A 16,302-nucleotide genomic window follows, 5' to 3' on the forward strand; every position below is an offset into this window, starting at 1 on the left:
TGGTAAAGCCTTACGAGGATTTTTCATGAGATTAATTATTGCGGGTGGCAGACACCATCGTCTAAGCCCAGAAAATATTATCCAGCTCAATCAGCTAGGACAAGTGAGCACCGTCATCTCAGGTGGTGCATCTGGTATTGATAGCGACGGTGAACAATGGGCTCATTCCAGAGATATACCTATAAAAATTTATCTTGCAGACTGGAGTGCCCACGGAAAAATGGCCGGCCCCTTACGCAATCGTACCATGGCAGAAAATGCCGACGCACTTGCGATTTTCCCTGGCGGTAAAGGAACTGAATCAATGTATAAGGAAGCCAACAAGCTTAAACTTAAAATATTTGATTTTCGTGCCAATGCCCAACTCCACTTGAATTTTGATAAGGAAAATAAAGCATGAGTTTCAATATTCCTACAGCTTTAAAATCACTCGCATCTGCGGGCTCCGCAATTAGCGAACTCAGCAAATGGCTTAAAAAAAGCAAAGGCGATTCTCGCGCCTTATTAAGTGAACTCAAAAATAACCTCACCTATTTTGATTTAATTATCAATGACTCTCTTCCCTTAAACGAAATCATCGACAAAATTTCTTCGCAAGAATTCATGCGCTTATCTAAGGATGGCTACAATTTCAATTGCCTCAAAGATAAAAAGATCCCCAATTACCCTTCTTTACAAAATACTGCTTTAGCTTCTTGGGCGGGAAAAGACACCGAAGATTTAGTCGAAAGCATTTATGATCGTATTAATGATCTCAAAATCCGCTACCCCTTGGTCTGCGACAAAGAAAATTATCGATGGCAAATACGCGTCAATAATATTCGCAAGCGCATTTGGCTCTTGCTTCGCCATATAAAAAATAACTAACGCTTGTCAATATCTTAAAAAGATCGACGTAGTTAGTTTATATAATCAAGCTAAACAGGAAATATTATGCGCCTCAATAAAATCTCTTACCTTTTTGCTCTCTTGGCATCCACTTGCCTAGCAAACGAACAACCCAACTTCTTAATCATTCTCGCTGATGACCTCGGCTATGGCGACGTAAGTTATCAGGGTGGAGATTTACCCACCCCCAATATTGACGACATTGCTAATAAGGGCATAAAAATGACCGATGCCTACGTAACCTGCCCCGTTTGTGCCCCCTCACGCGCTGGTTTACTTACAGGTAAATATCAGCAATCATTTGGCTTCTGGGATAACATTGGTCCCTATAGAGTAAAAGAAGAAACTAAACCAGGAACTCCTCGCTCCATCCCCATCCTCTCTGAACGCCTAAAAGAACTGGGCTATACCACCGGGATTTTTGGGAAAACCCACGATGGCGATGATGAAGAATTACTCGCCTTTAACCGCTGGGACGAATTCTATGGCTTCAATAATGGTGCATCTAATTTCTTAGGCGACATGAACCGAACCCATAATCCCATTTATCATAATAATAAAATAGTGAGCCGTCTCTACTCAAAACGCGGAATTAAAAACGACGAAGTTAATCAGGATGGCATTCTCGTAAAAGATACCGAGAACTATCTCACCGATAAACTCGGCGATATGGCTATTAAGTTTATCGAAAAAAACAAAGACAAACCATTTCTTTGTTACATCCCCTTCAATGCCGTTCACGGCCCCTTCCAAGCTCCTAAAGAAATGGTCGACAAGTACTCTCATGTAAAAGATAAAAAGCGTCGCATTGTCATGGCCATGTTAGAATCAATGGACAATAATATCGGACGCGTTCTCGATTGCTTAGAAGAAAATCAACTCATGAAGAAAACTGTTATTATTTTCTTAAGTGATAACGGCGGCCATGAAGCCTCCCCCAACGGCCCTTTACGAGGGAAAAAGGGAACCTACTGGGAAGGTGGCTTACGTGTACCTTTCGCCATTCGCTGGGATGGCCAACTGCCGCCAGGACAAACCTATAAGCAAGCAATAATATCTCTCGATATCATGCCCACCCTGATTCATTTAGCTGGAGGCGAAGTCAAAGATGATTGGGGACTTGATGGCGTCAACCTATTTCCTTACCTGAAAAATCAGTCCACTTCGGCGCCTCACGAAGCACTTTACTGGGTATGGTCTGGTGGACAACGCAAAGCCATTCGCGAAGGAAGTATCAAAGTCGTCACAATGAATGGTGGCAGAAGCTATCAGATGTATGATTTAGCTCAAGATATATCCGAAAGTAAAGATCTTTCGGGTCAGTACCCAGAAAAACTCTCCGCCATGATTAAAAAGCACCAAAAATGGGAATCATCCTTAATTAGACCTCAATGGGGATGGAATAAAAACCTCGGCGTCAAAGACCCTCTCTTTGGCAAAGAACGTCCTTATCACAAAGAGGGCTATCAATTTAAGTAAACTGATTCAATCTAAGTAAGCCTTGAGAAACACTTGTTTTTCGAGGCTTTTTTAAAGAGCCATAACAAGTAATAAGACTAGTATCAAAACTACCAAAGGAATCACCACCAGCTTCAATAGCTTTGCCTGCTGATTGCCTTTACTAACTTCATGGCGCTTTTCTGCGACTCGGATACATTTTTCTATCTTATTTTCCAAATCGTCATAAGATTTAGGTCTTTTATCTTTATTGGCGGATATCATCTCTAAAATCAATTTATCCGTACTCTTACTTATATAGGGCCGTAATTGCTTTGCTGGCGTGACCTGATCGGCAAATTTATGCTCCATTATTTCCATAATATTCCCACCCTCAAAAGGCACACTCCCCACTAGCATATTATAAAGCGTGCAACCAACTGAATATAAATCAGCCTTGAAATCCAAGTCACTATTCGCTTGAGCTTGTTCTGGGCTCATAAAGTAGGGTGTTCCGACAAAATGACTCGTTTGAGTAATATGCGCATCTTGCTGAGTATTTTTTGCGATACCCATATCCATGATTTTAATATCATGGTTTTGATCAATCATAATATTGGCTGGCTTAATATCACGGTGCAAAATACCAAACTCATCCCAAGCATAGCGCAAACCTTTAATAATCTTCAAACATAACTTCAAGGCATCAATCTCTTTTAGGGATTGAGTATTTTTCAAAACTTCTTCCAGAGTCTGACCATTGACATAACTCATCGTCATATAATAACAATCATCTGCACTACCGGCATCATAGACAGGAACAATATTGGGATGATTCAATTGCGCCAGAATTTGTGCCTCTTGTAGAAAACGCTGCTTATCTTCTTCCGTAACTTCTTCGGAAGATTTCATCACCTTCAGCGCAACATGCCGATTCATCGCAGTTTGTTTCGCTAAATAAACTTCACCACAATTGCCTGCTCCCAGCCATTGCTCAATCGCATAACCCTTAATTTGCTTACCTACGCCAAACTGAGGCGATGGCAAAGGAATCACAGCGTTACAGGCCGGACATAGAACTTTTTGTCCTAATAAATCGTCTTCAGCCGAAACCTTCCTCATGCATTTTGTACAGCGTAATTTGATGAGCATTTAATCTTTTCCATATTAATTCTCCATAGCTTAACTCCCCAACTAAAAAATTGTAGCGTTATTTTTTCCTCTCAAGTTTTGTATTTGTCCTTTTTTACCATTTATTAGGGCTTTTTGCTTTGATATCAGTAGGGAACAATATTATGGATTGGCTTAAGCTTTTAAACAAGCTCGCAAAAACAGCTGCATTAGACAGCTCGAATAAAGGACTCGAAAGAGAAGCCCTACGCTTTACGCCTGAAGCAAGACTGGCCCTAAGCCCGCACCCCGAAGCTTATGGTTCGGCTCTCTGCCACCCATCCATCACCACCGACTTCTCCGAGTCCCTGCTGGAGCTAGTCACCCCTACCTTCGACAAAAGTGATGACCTCATTAGCTACCTCACTAACCTCCACTACTTCATACATAAGAATTTACCCGAGGGCGAAAACCTATGGTCAAATTCTATGCCCTGTGATTTACAAGACGATATTCCTATCGCAGAATATGGCTCATCCGGTGCTGGCGAATTTCGCAAAGTTTATCGTCGAGGACTCTCCTACCGCTACGGAAAAAAAATGCAGGCGATTGCGGGCTTACATTACAACTTTTCTCCTAGTACCGATTTCTGGAATGAGCTAGCGAAAGTCAACGATACTAAAAACGATAAAGACTTCCGTTCTAAACACTACTTTTCCTTACTGAGAAACTTCCGTTCACTCAACTGGTTCTTAAATTATTTATTTGGTGCCTCACCTGCTTTTCATGAAAGTTTTAGCGAGCTCGTAAACTCTGAGCTCAAAGAAAAAATTGGCGATGAAACCTATTGCATGCCCCAAGCTGTCTCTGTACGTATGAGCGATGCCGGCTACACCACCTCACGCCAAGGCAACCTCAATATTTCCGTCAATAATGTTGAAGAATACACCGAGGGTTTACAAAAAGCTGTCTCTGAACCCGATGCGCAATGGGCTAACATAAGTCAAAAAGACACTCATGGCTTCACTCAATTGAGTAGTAATTTTTTACAGGCTGAATTTGAATACTACAGTACCATCAGACCCAAGCCAAACCCCAAGAACCCACGACGCCCACTCGTCGCTTTAAAACAAGATGGCGTCGAATACATCGAAGTTCGTACTCTGGATATAAACCCCTTTGAACCTCTTGGCATCTGCAAAGCACAAATTGACTTCATGGAAGTTTTCCTCTACTACTTACTTTCTAAAAATAGCCCTCTAGAAAATGATAAATCCCGCGAATGTGCCCGTGAGAATCTCATGACGGTCACTCTCCAAGGACGCCAAGAAAACTTGCGTTTACGCTGTCCGCAAAACAACGAATTTGATCTTACCAAAGCTTGCTCAAAAATATTCACCAATCTCAAAAAAGTCGCTAAAATCCTCGATCATAGTCGTCAAACCAGTGACTTCTCCACGGCGATCACCTTTGTCGAACAACGTCTGAACAAGCATGAATTATTACCTTCCCATAAACTCATGCAGGCCTTAAAAGACCAGAGTTTCCTAGCTTATACCAAAGAACTTTCACAGCAACATCAACAGACCTTATTAGACTTTGTACCGGATGAACAACTCCAAAATGACTTTGCTCAAAGTTCTAGAAAATCTCTCATAGATCAACAAAAAGTAGAACGAGAAGGACCTGATTATCAACAGTTCCTAAGTAACTTTCTACGAATGGACTAATATGAACTGTAAACAACATCCCAATAATGATCAGACCATTCCTTGCCTAGCGTGCAAGCAAGATATTTGCGCACTCTGCAAAAACTCCCCGGGTAAAGTTCAAAAACTTTGCACGACTTGCCTACAACAAGAACTCTCTGCTCATGATCAACAGCTAAATACAAAAGTAAAAGCCAAGCTTAGTTTAAGCTTAGCCCTACTCATTGGCATTTTAGTTATGGCCTACTACTACGCAGAATTATCCAGTCACTTTTAGCTCTGAGAACTCTCCAACTCTAAACTTACTGGACAGTGATCTGAACCTAAAACTTCTTGCATAATCCCTGCATCTAAAACACGATCACGGGCGTCTTCACTGACACAGAAATAATCAATTCTCCAGCCCACATTTCGACTACGTGCACCACCGCGGTACGACCACCAGCTATATTCCTCTGGCTTTTCATTAAACATACGAAAAGTATCCACGTAGCCCGAATCAATGAATTTATCCATCCAGTCACGTTCTTGAATCGAATAACCAGGGTTCTTTACATTGGGTTTTGGATTCTTTAAATCAATGGCTTTGTGTGCCACATTAAAATCACCGCATAAGACACAGGCCTTATCACTATATTTTTCTTTCAGTAAGTCAATTAAGCTATCACCAAAATCCAAACGATACTCAATGCGCTTTAATTCCGCCTGAGCATTAGGAAAATAAATCCCAAAGAGATAAAAATCGCTGAACTCAGCAATAATGACCCGTCCCTCGCGATCAAATTCCTCAATCCCCATCCCTTCAATAACTCGGATAGGCTCAATGCGACTATAAATAGCCACACTCGAATAACCTTTTTTCTCACCTGAGTGCCAATACGATTTATAGTCTCCAATATTGATCAACTCATCGCTCAACTGCTCTTTATGAGCCTTGGTTTCTTGCAGACAAATCACATCCGCATCCCAAGTCTGCATTAAGTCAATAAAACCTTTTTTCTCTACCGCACGTATCCCGTTTACATTCCAGGAAATCAGTTTAACACTCATCAATTCACCTCTTAGCTTCTTTTTATTATATAAGTCTCAAAATAAGAGCTTTGGACAATTCTGCTTCATCTCGCTTATAAAAAAAGAGTTTTTTTAATGCTTTTCACATTTCCACCCCATTAAATACTTTAAACTTTTGACTAGCTAAGTCTATTAAACCCTATCTGGATAGAATATCTAAAAACTGAATCATTACCCAGTATGACAATAGGAGCTCAACCATGACGGATGAAAGTCAAGAATATGCCTCAGATGCTTTTTTAAGCGATATCAAAACTGCTATCAATGTAATCACTGTAGACAAACTCAAACACAACATACTTTCTTTCGCTAGCGGAATGCCCGTCGACAAACGTCTCGAATTTTTTCAGGCCATTGCATTTGAAGATATTGATGAAATGAATGAAAGTGAAGTCGACTTTGACGACGACTTGCAGCTCATTGATGATGTTGAATCTTTTTACAAAAAAATATCTATGGGTTTCTACGATCATTCTCTCGATATTGAAAACCCCAAGGAACTTCCGGCTTGGGTAGATGACATGGATGTTCTTTTTTCTCGTACCAACGATGCCTTCATCAACGCCGAGTACAGCAAAGCCGCTCGCGCCTACTCTTTCCTTTTCTCAGCTTTACACGTCGCCGAAGACATTGCCGTAGAGCATCAACTCTATTCAGCTCAAGATATCGTCATTACAGATATCACTGCAGCCAAATCGTCCTACCTCCGTAGCGCTTTTGAAATTACTGAATTTGAGAGTCGCCCTGCTGAAATCTACGATATCCTACAAGAAAACTTAGCCCTGGGCGAAAGTCGCTGTGGCCTCACACTCATCAATGATTCCTTTCCTTTTTCTGATGAAGAACTCGAAGACTTCCTCCCTGAGTGGCTCAAATACCTCAAGCAGCACGCTGTTAATGAACCTGATTTTGAATCCCTCCGCCTCTGGCTTGTACGCGAAGCCTTATTCCTGCTCCAAGGTGTTGAAGGCATGGAACAAGAAGCCGAACAGCATGGCGCTAAACACCCCGAGCTTTTCTTTGATATCGTCACTCACTACCTCGAAGATAACGATTTACTTAAAGCAGAAGAAACTTGCATGAAAGGCATCAAAGTCGTTAAAGCTCCTCACAAGCGCGCCGTACTTGCCGACTGGCTAGCCGAAATCGCAGAACGCGATGGCGACACCCTACTTGCTCTCAAATACCGCCACGAAGCTTGGCGCATGGAACCCGATCAACGTCGCCTCGTTACTTGGTGTAACACCGTTCATCAAGCTCCCGACGATGGTGCTTTACAGGATGAAATTGATTACCTCGAGAATATCGGTGGACATGGTCGACTTATGGCCATGTTGCAAGCTTTGACAGGTGACTACGAAGCCATCAATAAACGCTTATTAAACTGTGATCCATTAGGATGGAAATCTGCACGTCACCCAGGCAATTTCTTACTCCCATTCACACTTATTCTCATTGCTGACTTAAAAAGCATTCCTGATCACTCACAAATCAAAGTCATTGCCGAAGATATGAAAGGAATCTTTGTTCGTTGGTCACAAGAAATGGATATCGATAACAACCAAGATCTTCACACTTACATGGATTACCTCTTCCCAGCTTTAGAGCGCCATCCCATTAGTGAAGAAATGCGCATCACTTTGACCCGTTCAGTTCACTCAGTCCTACTCAAACGAATTCGCGTCATTAGCAAAGATCAACTTCGCTATGCTTACAATCGTATTGCTATTCAAGCAACCGCCTTTGTCGAAACCGCTGTAATATCTTCTCGAGAAGCTCTTGCCGAGACTTTTCTTAGTACTGTTCGCAGTCGGATTTTACGCAACAAAACTCTGCGCGCTGAGCTTAAAGTCTCCATGACTTACTCCAAAGTTATCTCAGATGACTTCACCAAAGGCGTCAGTATTTAAGCCTCCATCTTGATCAAGAAAACTCACTTATAATAATGACCACCTATATCTACGGTGGTCATCACCTACTTGCCGAAATCACGACCCGCACTGCGACTTCCGCAAAACACCCCATCGACGAAACCTACACATGGGGCACATACATCGATGAACTGCTATCTTACACTGACCATTCAGACTCAATCAATCCCGATACCTACTATGTGACTACGGATCGCCAGTTCTCTGTAAGAACAGTAGTAGACTCTGATGGCAACATCGTGGAAGAAAGAAACTACTCACCGATGGGTGTTGACCTAGAAGGCAATGCCGAGACCAGTGATCTTACTTATGGATTTACAGGTAGAAGATATGATGTCGAGTCAGACTTGTATTACTTCCGAGCCCGTTACTACTCAACTGAATTAGGTCAGTTCATCTCACGTGATCCACTTGAATACGTGGATGGAATGAATATGTACAGTGGGTATTTTGCGAGGGTGTTTGCAATGGATTCGCAAGGTACTTTTTGTGAGTATTGTAAAATCACTCTTTTTGTTGCAACTCCACATCTTTCTGCAATTTCTAAAGATGGGTTGAATCTGGCGATAGATCGTGGTCATGTATGGCTAGAATTAGAAGAAGATGGAGCCGTAACGGATGTTTTATCGGTAGGACCATATGGACAAATTAATCAGCAGAACTTTCATCGAATTTTGGATGGTTCGTGGCGAGGTATAACAAACTTTCCAACATCTAGTTATAAAAGAGTGTTATCAAAGTCGTGGGATTTAGATCAGCAACAATGTGTAGATGCTAGAGAAATGATAGAAAGATTACATAAAAACCCTAAAAACTACACGCAATTTTATACGTGCACTACGGCATCTCTTAGAGTTTTAAATAAATTAGAATTAAAGCGTGTCCCAAGAGGTCGTGGGAAGGTACATATAAGTCCTAATAAGTACTATACTACTTGGTCGGGAGTTAGAGAAAATCCACATGATTTAAGTAAAGAATTAGGCTATGGTTCGACTGGTAGCTGGTAGAGGTGAAGTTATGAGGAAGTATACTAAAGAACTAAATAAGTACTCAAAAAATTTGGGGTTTGAATAATGAAGAAACTAGTTATTTATATTAGTTTATTAGCGCATCTTACATATAGTTGTAAACATGAGGAGAGTTTGAAAGATTTCTCGAATTTAGATAGTGCCTTAAACATGAAAAAAGAAGCAGAAGCAAATTCCGCTTTTTATAAAGGTTCGGTGGGGATGTTATATAAAGATTTTTATATACTGCGAGAGGATAAAAAAAATCGAATATATCAAAATGAGAGAGTTGTTTTTGAGGGGGGAAGTGGAAAAGAAATTGTTGAGTTTATATCGAACGGAGATACAGATGAGATTAAAGAGACTTCTATTATTAGTGACAAAAATAATAATGTAGTAATTTACTTTACTCAATCTAAAATTTATATTTTCAACTTTGCTATTAAGGAATATTCGACATATATAAGAGGGCCTTTATAAACAAGGGAAGGTGAGCCCCGTACTGTCAATTAATTCATTTAAACATAAAACCTTCATCTGTACCAAAGAATCACTTAGGTATCTTACGCTGAAGGGCTAAGTCTGAATTCTTAAAAAAGTACGATTCTAATTTTAGCTAGAAACAGCTCAAAAACTGTGAATCAATAAGCAAGGCTGATCTAATCCTGAAATGGATATATAAGCTGTTATTAGGCATCCTAAGAAGCCTTAAGTGAATTTACTGTAACCAGTCAGTGATTATCAACTAAGTGCCTATAAGGATGCTCTAAACGCACCAGAAGGATTGTTAGACTTCATTCATTAGATGAACCAGCATATCAATATAATTCATGTGGTCCCTATGGGTAGTCACTTTATCTTCCCAGCTCACACAGGATACTGTAAAGGCTCAATAAACTGTCGTTGTAGTGGAACTTCTAACCACGCTCACCTTACAAGAGACTAATCTCTGATAGTCTGTACACCTAGAGCTTTTTAATGGTGATTAAGTAACGAACTAAATATGCGGTGCTTAATGACAATGCTTTTTATTGTCTAGAAGACAGAACCCTGCATTCAGTTCCGTATAATACCTATCGATGAAAGTGAATAGGTGGGAGCATGTTTATATTTTTAGTGAGTGTGATTAGTTTGATACTTGTTAGTGTTATTGTGGAGTGTTTGAAGGGGTAGATTTGAAATGGTTAGTATCTGAATGGGTACTGGCTATTTTTATGAAGTTTCAAACTAAAAAACAATCATTATGGGCGCCTTTGGCGCGCCAAAGGCGCCCGTGATTAAAGGTCAAAAATCAACTAGTTTCAGATACTCGATATTAAACGGATCAACTTTCATGGTAGATAATAAAAATATTTTTCGAGGGTCGGATTTTTAATAAAATCGTACTTATGCCTTTGTGATATGAATCATATCCAAGACGTACGAGGAGGGTTTTTTGTATAAGCAAGGTACCATCACCTAATATAATAATGCCTATTGGATTTTGGACGTACACCAATCGTACGAGGCGCTTCTACGAAGGTGTTTGGCGTGGGAGGGGCTAGCTCCCAGAGTTGTTAAATTAGGCGGTTAGAGCTTCCGCTTTGATGTAGTCGTGTAAGCCTGTAGGATTCTTCAACTCAAGCTCAGGTAAGTGTTGTAAAGCGATCTTACGAACAGAAACACCTTCAGTAAGAAGAGCTTGAATACGACTTTTATATTCGGTGTATTTACTTTTACCTTTAGTACCTTTAGGTCTTCCGAGTACCATACCAGCACGTTTACGCATGGCGAGAGCTTCCTTGGTACGAAGACTAACGAAATCTCTTTCTAGTTCAGCGAATAGTGAGAACATTGTGACCATGATCTTACTGCTCATATCATTATCACGAATGTCCATACCTTGTTTAATAAGGATGACACGTACGCCTTTAGCAACTAACTCGTTGATCAGTACAATAACGGATGCGGTATTTCTTCCGAGCCTCGACAATTCTGAACATATTAATATGGAACCACTGGTGAGATTTTCTTTTAAAGTATCAATACCACGTTCAGTGTCAGACTTACGACTTGAGATTTCCAACTCCATTTCTTGATCAACACGAAGCCCGTTAGATTCACAGTAACGTTGGATCTCGTCACGCTGGTTAGCGACAGTTTGTTTATCCGTGGATACTCTAATATAGCGAAAATTAAGGGACAGGCCTTAGCAAAGAGCTGATTTAAAAGAGTCTCAAATCGAGGCTCTTTTTTCGTTTTTAGAGGGTTAAAATGAATGTAAAAACCAACTTTTTCTTTTAGCTGCTAATGGGAGAAGAAAACTGATCAAATTATTAGTCGATTGAGTACAAAATCCGCTAAAAGAAAAACTAAGAATTCAAGACAGTTGGAAAGCTATCTTGAGTTCATTTTATGTTTTGTAGAATTCCGAGTTTGTTAGGCTCAACCCGAAGGGGCTCGTCGTTTGGGCTTGAGGGAATAAATATCATTCCATTCATCTTCAGTGTAAGGCTCATGAATTCTCTTCCATTGCATCTTCCCTGAGAACTTAAGCAACTTCTCCCGAACAAAAGCTTCTGAGCCAATGACCAAACATTTAGTGAAGAATCGACATTTGTGAATAAAAAGATCATCCCAGGCTAATTCCTCGGATAAATTCACTTCCCTGAAGAATTCGGCCAGAGTCTGTGAATCTGCATTCTTATAACGCCGTAAACCGAGCATGTAAGCCCTAAAAACCTCTCTGAAATGCTTTTGCTTGTCCCTGAGACTACCTGCCTCAATAGCATGACAAAAGAGATCAAAGAAGTCATGATCTGAATTCCCAACACTTCCTCCAGCTAAGCGATCAGCATATCCACAGAAAAAGAAATCTTGGGGATCAGTAACAATCCCCGCTCTCACAGGATTAAGACTAATGTAAGCCATTACCCGAAGTAAAGAATCCGATTGAGCTGAAACCTCAATCATTTCTGAATCAAATCGCTGACCAAAGAGACGACCCCAAGAATTATGTTCACGGTTAAACCACTGAACGAACCGTTGCTCAAAGTTTCCGATAATGAAGGAGATATCATGGACTTTCTCTCTGAAATCATTCCTTTGTTCTTTGCTAATGAAATTAATTTCATCGTTTTGCTTATGAACTCGATAACGCTGTAAAAGCGCCACGTCATCCATCTGAGAAGTTGGCGGAATCTTAATCAATAAATGAAAATGATTGTCCATAAAAACATAATCAATCACCTGATAACTGAGCTTAGCACAGCCCGTAAATAAGAGCTCCTTGAGCTTATGTTTTTCCTGATCTCGAAACAAGATGCGACCACCAGCAATACGATTTGTCACAAGATAATAAACGGATTGATCCGAACAACTTTCTTTAACTCGATTATGAGCCATGATTTTTCTCCTTTCCAAAGTACAGAGAATATAAAACACAAGCCAAGCAAAAGCAAAATGTAGATTCTGAAACTAATGATAAGGTCACAAATCAAGTATTCTAACTACTTCACCAAAGGCGTCAGTATCTAAAAAATTGACACTCCCTATCAAAAACATGGGCTTCAGAAGCAATGCATGATTTAATATTAAATTGGTCTCAAAACTTATTTCGAGACCAATTTAAATTTAGTTTATGCTAATTGTAGCAAGCCTGCACGTACGGACTCTGTTGCCAACTGCATATTTTGCAATGCCGCCTCGACCTCCACTAAGCCGCGGGTCTTTAAACCACAGTCAGGATTAATCCAAACCTGTTCAATGGCTACGTAATCAAGAATGCTTTTAATCTTCAGTGATATCTCTTCAACACTAGGAACGCGAGGTGAATGAATATCGTAAACACCCGGTCCTATCTCATTAGGATAACATTGCTCTTTAAAGACTTCGAGTAATTCCATATCTGAACGCGAAGCCTCAATGGAAATAACATCTGCATCCATACGTCCGACTGAATCCATAATTTCATTAAAATCAGAATAGCACATATGAGTATGAATTTGTGTGGAACTCTGTACACCCGCTGCCGATAAGCGAAACGCATCGACTGCCCATTTCAAATAAAGTGCTTTTTGCTGATCACGCAGTGGCAAGCCCTCTCTAATCGCAGGTTCATCTATTTGAATAATAGGTATCCCTGCATGCTCAAGATCTATAGTCTCCTCACGAATTGCCAGCGCTATCTGACGTGTCACTTCTTCACGACTCAAGTCTTCACGAACGAAACTCCATTGCAGAATTGTCACGGGACCTGTTAACATGCCTTTCATTGGTTTAGTCGTTAAACTAGCGGCATACTGCGTCCATTGCACGGTCATTGCTACTTTTCGTGAGACGTCACCAAATAATATTGGTGGTTTTACACAGCGACTACCGTAACTTTGAACCCACGCTTTTTTACTAAAAGCAAAACCTTCTAATTTTTCGCCGAAATACTCAACCATATCATTTCGTTCCGCTTCGCCATGTACCAATACATCTAAGCCAATTTTTTCTTGTAAAGCGACATCTTTTGCTATTTGTCCTGCAATAAAAGAATCGTATTGCTCATGGTTAATTATACCTTTTTTAAACAAAGCACGCTGGCGACGCAATTCTTTATCTTGGGGAAAAGAACCAATTGTTGTCGTCGGTAAGAGAGGTAGCTTTAAGCTTTTATTTTGCTGAATAATACGCTCTTTAAATGGTGAACGTGTCAAAAATTCTTCGCCACGACTCTCTTCGCTAGCAATTCTTACTTGTTTATTAAACAAGCGTTCATTCTGCTTTTTCGATTCATGGAGCTCACGATTTGCTATGAGTAACGCATTTCCTTTGCCACTGAGAATCAATTTTAAATCTTGTAGTTCCTGAAGTTTTTCTTCGGAAAAGGCTAACCAGCTCTTGAGTTCTTCATCTAAATCATCCTCAGGCCTCAATGAATAGGGACTATGAAGCAATGAACAGGAAGGAGATAAACACAGCTGATTTTTTAGATGCTTAAATTGATCTATAATTTCAAGTGTATCGGTATAATTATTCTTCCAAATATTACGCCCATTCACTACACCGAGAGAAATGAGTTTGGTATCATCTACTGATTTAAAAAAAGTGCTTACATCCTTTACTCCACGCACTAAGTCCACATGTAAACCATCAACTGGCAAACTCACAAATTCTTCTAGATTACTATCCAGATCACCAAAGTAATTGGCTACTAAAAGTTTAGTTTGACTTACTTGAGTCGATAAATACTCATAAGATTTTTTCAATAATCTTTTTGTATTTTCATCTAAATCCATACTAAAAATAGGTTCATCGAGCTGAATCCACTCAGCTCCTTTTTGCTCAAGCCTTTGTAATATTTCACCATAGACTGGCAATAGTTTTTCGAGTAAACTAAAGCGATCACTGCCATCAAAGCTTTTACTTAAAAACAAAAAAGTAACTGGACCAATCAAAACAGGTTTAGTTTTAATTCCCAAATCTAATGCCTCTTGATACTCATCAAAAATTTTGGTCGACCTAATCGAAAATTCTGTCGTTTCATTTAGTTCAGGTACCAAGTAATGATAATTACTATCAAACCACTTAGTCATCTCCAGAGCTCTCGTTCCCTCACTGAGATCTGAGCCACAGCAATGTTGACCACGTGCCATTTCAAAATAGGTATCCAAACCCACTGGCCCTGCTTCTTTAAATCTCTCAGGTACACAACCCAAGAGACATATCATATCCAATACCTGATCATAATAAGAGAAGTCGTTACTAGGAATCAAATCAACTCCTGCTTCTTGTTGAATTACCCAATGCTGCTCCCGTAACAAAGCCGATTTGGACTTCAGTTCTATTTCTGTTATGGATCCACTCCAGAATAACTCCAAAGCTTTTTTTAATTCGCGATCTGCTCCAATTCTTGGGAAGCCTAAGTTATTTATTTTATAATCTTTCATCTTTTATTTCCTTTTCGTATTTATTAAATACGACTCCTGGGAAATCCTGCTTTTCAGCTCAATGAACAACATATTCGCGTATTGTTTCATCAGGGAAGATCTGGCTTCTCAACACCATGTCGAGTTACAGTTGCGCGTCAGCTTGGGATTTACACCCAATTCCACCCAGAGGTCATATATCTATATATCCGGATATTGAGATGTATCAAGCTAAGTATTCTCTTATTCAGAAAAAATTATTACATTAGCCAGACCAGAAAAATAACTAAACCTTCGGCAATGCCCACGGAATAAAAAATTGCGCTTCGGCTTTGTTGGTTTTGAAATAATCTTCGACCACCAACAGTCAATATGTGATAATCGTCATAAAGCCCACAGCTCTAGGAACTGTGGGCTTTATTGCTTATTTAAAAGCTAGCTCTTCGATAATCGAATAACTAAAGGCTGCGGATAATACCGCCCTCTACACGCAGGGCACTACCATTAACTGCTTTATTGGTGGCTAAGAAAAGCGTCGCATCCGCAACTTCCTTAACATCGACAAAACGCTTGATGAGTGATGTTGGTTCATGGTCATCAAAATAAGAAGATATGACTTCCTGCATATCTTTGCCCTCTTCTTCCGCTAAACCTGCAAAATATTTTTCAACACCATCAGTCCATGTCGGACCAGGAAGTAGACTATTGACAGTCACTGCCGTACCTTTAGTAATCTCTGCCAAACCTCGTGAAAGACTAATAAGAGCTGTTTTTGAAACTGAATAATGAATCATTTGTGGAAGTGGTTTAAAGCCAGCTTCACTAGCTATATTAATTACCGATCCCGAATTTCTTTCAAGCATCCCTTTCATAAACTGACGATTCAAGCGAACTGCACTCATCACATTAAGTTGAAAATAGTTTTCCCATTCCTCATCCGTGCTTTCAAAAAAATCTTTGACGCCAAAAATGCCCGTATTATTGATAAGTATTTCTACTGGGCCAATTTTATCAACTTGCTCAATAAGGCTGTTACAACCCTCGCCACTACTCAAATCTGCCGCGACTCCGTATTTTGCCCCCATCTCAGTGCGAACTTTCTCCACTTCAGTGGCATTGCGACCATTAACAATAACATCCGCCCCTGCTTTGACGAACGCTTCTGCAATAGCTCGCCCAATCCCTTTAGTAGAACCCGTAATTAAAGCGATCTTTCCCGTCATATCTTTCATCTTTATTTCCTTTCTATTAATAA

Annotated in this window: 14 protein-coding genes; 8 read left to right on the forward strand and 6 right to left on the reverse strand. The window is 40.1% G+C overall.

Annotated elements, in window-relative coordinates:
• Positions 1–25: 25 nt before the first annotated feature.
• From PQO03_RS09235 to PQO03_RS09245, 3 genes are all read left to right on the forward strand, one after another.
• Complete coding sequence (locus PQO03_RS09235; RefSeq protein WP_274149766.1) at positions 26–400, forward strand: SLOG family protein; 375 nt, start codon at positions 26–28, stop codon at positions 398–400.
• Complete coding sequence (locus tag PQO03_RS09240; protein WP_274149768.1) at positions 397–867, forward strand: hypothetical protein; 471 nt, start codon at positions 397–399, stop codon at positions 865–867. Before PQO03_RS09235 ends, PQO03_RS09240 begins: the two co-directional genes overlap by 4 nt.
• Before the next feature lie 66 nt (positions 868–933).
• Positions 934–2,367, forward strand: a complete 1,434-nt coding sequence (locus PQO03_RS09245) for a sulfatase-like hydrolase/transferase (protein WP_274149770.1) — start codon at positions 934–936, stop codon at positions 2,365–2,367.
• Positions 2,368–2,418: 51 nt separating this feature from the next.
• Here PQO03_RS09245 and PQO03_RS09250 read toward each other — a convergent pair whose 3' ends face one another.
• On the reverse strand, positions 2,419–3,477 hold the full coding sequence (locus PQO03_RS09250) for a serine/threonine-protein kinase (protein WP_274149772.1): 1,059 nt from the start codon (positions 3,475–3,477) through the stop codon (positions 2,419–2,421).
• A 143-nt stretch (positions 3,478–3,620) separates the two neighbouring features.
• Between PQO03_RS09250 and gshA the strand changes: the two genes are divergently transcribed.
• Together gshA and PQO03_RS09260 are read left to right on the forward strand one after the other, a co-directional pair.
• Complete coding sequence (gene gshA / locus PQO03_RS09255; protein WP_274149774.1) at positions 3,621–5,165, forward strand: glutamate--cysteine ligase; 1,545 nt, start codon at positions 3,621–3,623, stop codon at positions 5,163–5,165.
• Position 5,166: 1 nt separating this feature from the next.
• Positions 5,167–5,421, forward strand: a complete 255-nt coding sequence (locus PQO03_RS09260) for a hypothetical protein (protein ID WP_274149776.1) — start codon at positions 5,167–5,169, stop codon at positions 5,419–5,421.
• Here PQO03_RS09260 and PQO03_RS09265 read toward each other — a convergent pair.
• Complete coding sequence (locus PQO03_RS09265) at positions 5,418–6,194, reverse strand: exodeoxyribonuclease III (protein WP_274149778.1); 777 nt, start codon at positions 6,192–6,194, stop codon at positions 5,418–5,420. The two genes, PQO03_RS09260 and PQO03_RS09265, sit on opposite strands and share 4 nt — an antisense overlap.
• Positions 6,195–6,415: 221 nt before the next feature.
• Here PQO03_RS09265 and PQO03_RS09270 point away from each other — a divergent pair, with 221 nt between their 5' ends.
• The 3 genes from PQO03_RS09270 to PQO03_RS09280 all read left to right on the forward strand — a co-directional run bounded on the left by PQO03_RS09270 (position 6,416) and on the right by PQO03_RS09280 (position 9,633).
• Positions 6,416–8,125, forward strand: a complete 1,710-nt coding sequence (locus PQO03_RS09270; protein ID WP_274149780.1) for a hypothetical protein — start codon at positions 6,416–6,418, stop codon at positions 8,123–8,125.
• Positions 8,126–8,160: 35 nt separating this feature from the next.
• The gene (locus tag PQO03_RS09275) at positions 8,161–9,153 is read left to right on the forward strand and encodes an RHS repeat-associated core domain-containing protein (protein WP_274149782.1); all 993 of its coding nucleotides are present in this window, start codon (positions 8,161–8,163) and stop codon (positions 9,151–9,153) included.
• 66 nt (positions 9,154–9,219) lie between these two features.
• On the forward strand, positions 9,220–9,633 hold the full coding sequence (locus PQO03_RS09280; RefSeq protein WP_274149784.1) for a hypothetical protein: 414 nt from the start codon (positions 9,220–9,222) through the stop codon (positions 9,631–9,633).
• A gap of 1,081 nt (positions 9,634–10,714) precedes the next feature.
• On the opposite strand, the gene PQO03_RS09285 is transcribed toward PQO03_RS09280, so the two are convergent.
• From PQO03_RS09285 to PQO03_RS09300, 4 genes are all read right to left on the reverse strand, one after another.
• Complete coding sequence (locus PQO03_RS09285; protein WP_337993448.1) at positions 10,715–11,338, reverse strand: recombinase family protein; 624 nt, start codon at positions 11,336–11,338, stop codon at positions 10,715–10,717.
• Positions 11,339–11,577: 239 nt separating this feature from the next.
• Entirely contained in the window at positions 11,578–12,537 is a 960-nt protein-coding gene (locus tag PQO03_RS09290) for a transposase (RefSeq protein ID WP_274149786.1), read from the reverse strand.
• Positions 12,538–12,770: 233 nt separating this feature from the next.
• A complete protein-coding gene (gene metE / locus PQO03_RS09295; RefSeq protein ID WP_274149788.1) occupies positions 12,771–15,068 on the reverse strand; it encodes a 5-methyltetrahydropteroyltriglutamate--homocysteine S-methyltransferase in 2,298 nt (765 codons plus the stop codon).
• Between the two features lie 437 nt (positions 15,069–15,505).
• The gene (locus tag PQO03_RS09300; protein ID WP_274149790.1) at positions 15,506–16,279 is read right to left on the reverse strand and encodes an SDR family NAD(P)-dependent oxidoreductase; all 774 of its coding nucleotides are present in this window, start codon (positions 16,277–16,279) and stop codon (positions 15,506–15,508) included.
• Positions 16,280–16,302: the final 23 nt, after the last annotated feature.

The sequence above is a fragment of the Lentisphaera profundi genome (genome assembly GCF_028728065.1).
GTDB lineage: Bacteria > Verrucomicrobiota > Lentisphaeria > Lentisphaerales > Lentisphaeraceae > Lentisphaera > Lentisphaera profundi.

Excerpts from the sequence above, each read along its gene's own strand:
- PQO03_RS09260 (WP_274149776.1), top strand. The coding sequence starts at position 5,167 with ATGAACTGTAAACAACATCCCAATAATGATCAGACCATTCCTTGCCTA.
- PQO03_RS09250 (WP_274149772.1), bottom strand. The coding sequence starts at position 3,477 with ATGCTCATCAAATTACGCTGTACAAAATGCATGAGGAAGGTTTCGGCT.
- PQO03_RS09270 (WP_274149780.1), top strand. The coding sequence starts at position 6,416 with ATGACGGATGAAAGTCAAGAATATGCCTCAGATGCTTTTTTAAGCGAT.
- PQO03_RS09245 (WP_274149770.1), top strand. The coding sequence starts at position 934 with ATGCGCCTCAATAAAATCTCTTACCTTTTTGCTCTCTTGGCATCCACT.
- PQO03_RS09265 (WP_274149778.1), bottom strand. The coding sequence starts at position 6,194 with ATGAGTGTTAAACTGATTTCCTGGAATGTAAACGGGATACGTGCGGTA.
- gshA (WP_274149774.1), top strand. The coding sequence starts at position 3,621 with ATGGATTGGCTTAAGCTTTTAAACAAGCTCGCAAAAACAGCTGCATTA.
- PQO03_RS09235 (WP_274149766.1), top strand. The coding sequence starts at position 26 with ATGAGATTAATTATTGCGGGTGGCAGACACCATCGTCTAAGCCCAGAA.
- PQO03_RS09240 (WP_274149768.1), top strand. The coding sequence starts at position 397 with ATGAGTTTCAATATTCCTACAGCTTTAAAATCACTCGCATCTGCGGGC.
- metE (WP_274149788.1), bottom strand. The coding sequence starts at position 15,068 with ATGAAAGATTATAAAATAAATAACTTAGGCTTCCCAAGAATTGGAGCA.
- PQO03_RS09290 (WP_274149786.1), bottom strand. The coding sequence starts at position 12,537 with ATGGCTCATAATCGAGTTAAAGAAAGTTGTTCGGATCAATCCGTTTAT.
- PQO03_RS09280 (WP_274149784.1), top strand. The coding sequence starts at position 9,220 with ATGAAGAAACTAGTTATTTATATTAGTTTATTAGCGCATCTTACATAT.
- PQO03_RS09300 (WP_274149790.1), bottom strand. The coding sequence starts at position 16,279 with ATGAAAGATATGACGGGAAAGATCGCTTTAATTACGGGTTCTACTAAA.
- PQO03_RS09275 (WP_274149782.1), top strand. The coding sequence starts at position 8,161 with ATGACCACCTATATCTACGGTGGTCATCACCTACTTGCCGAAATCACG.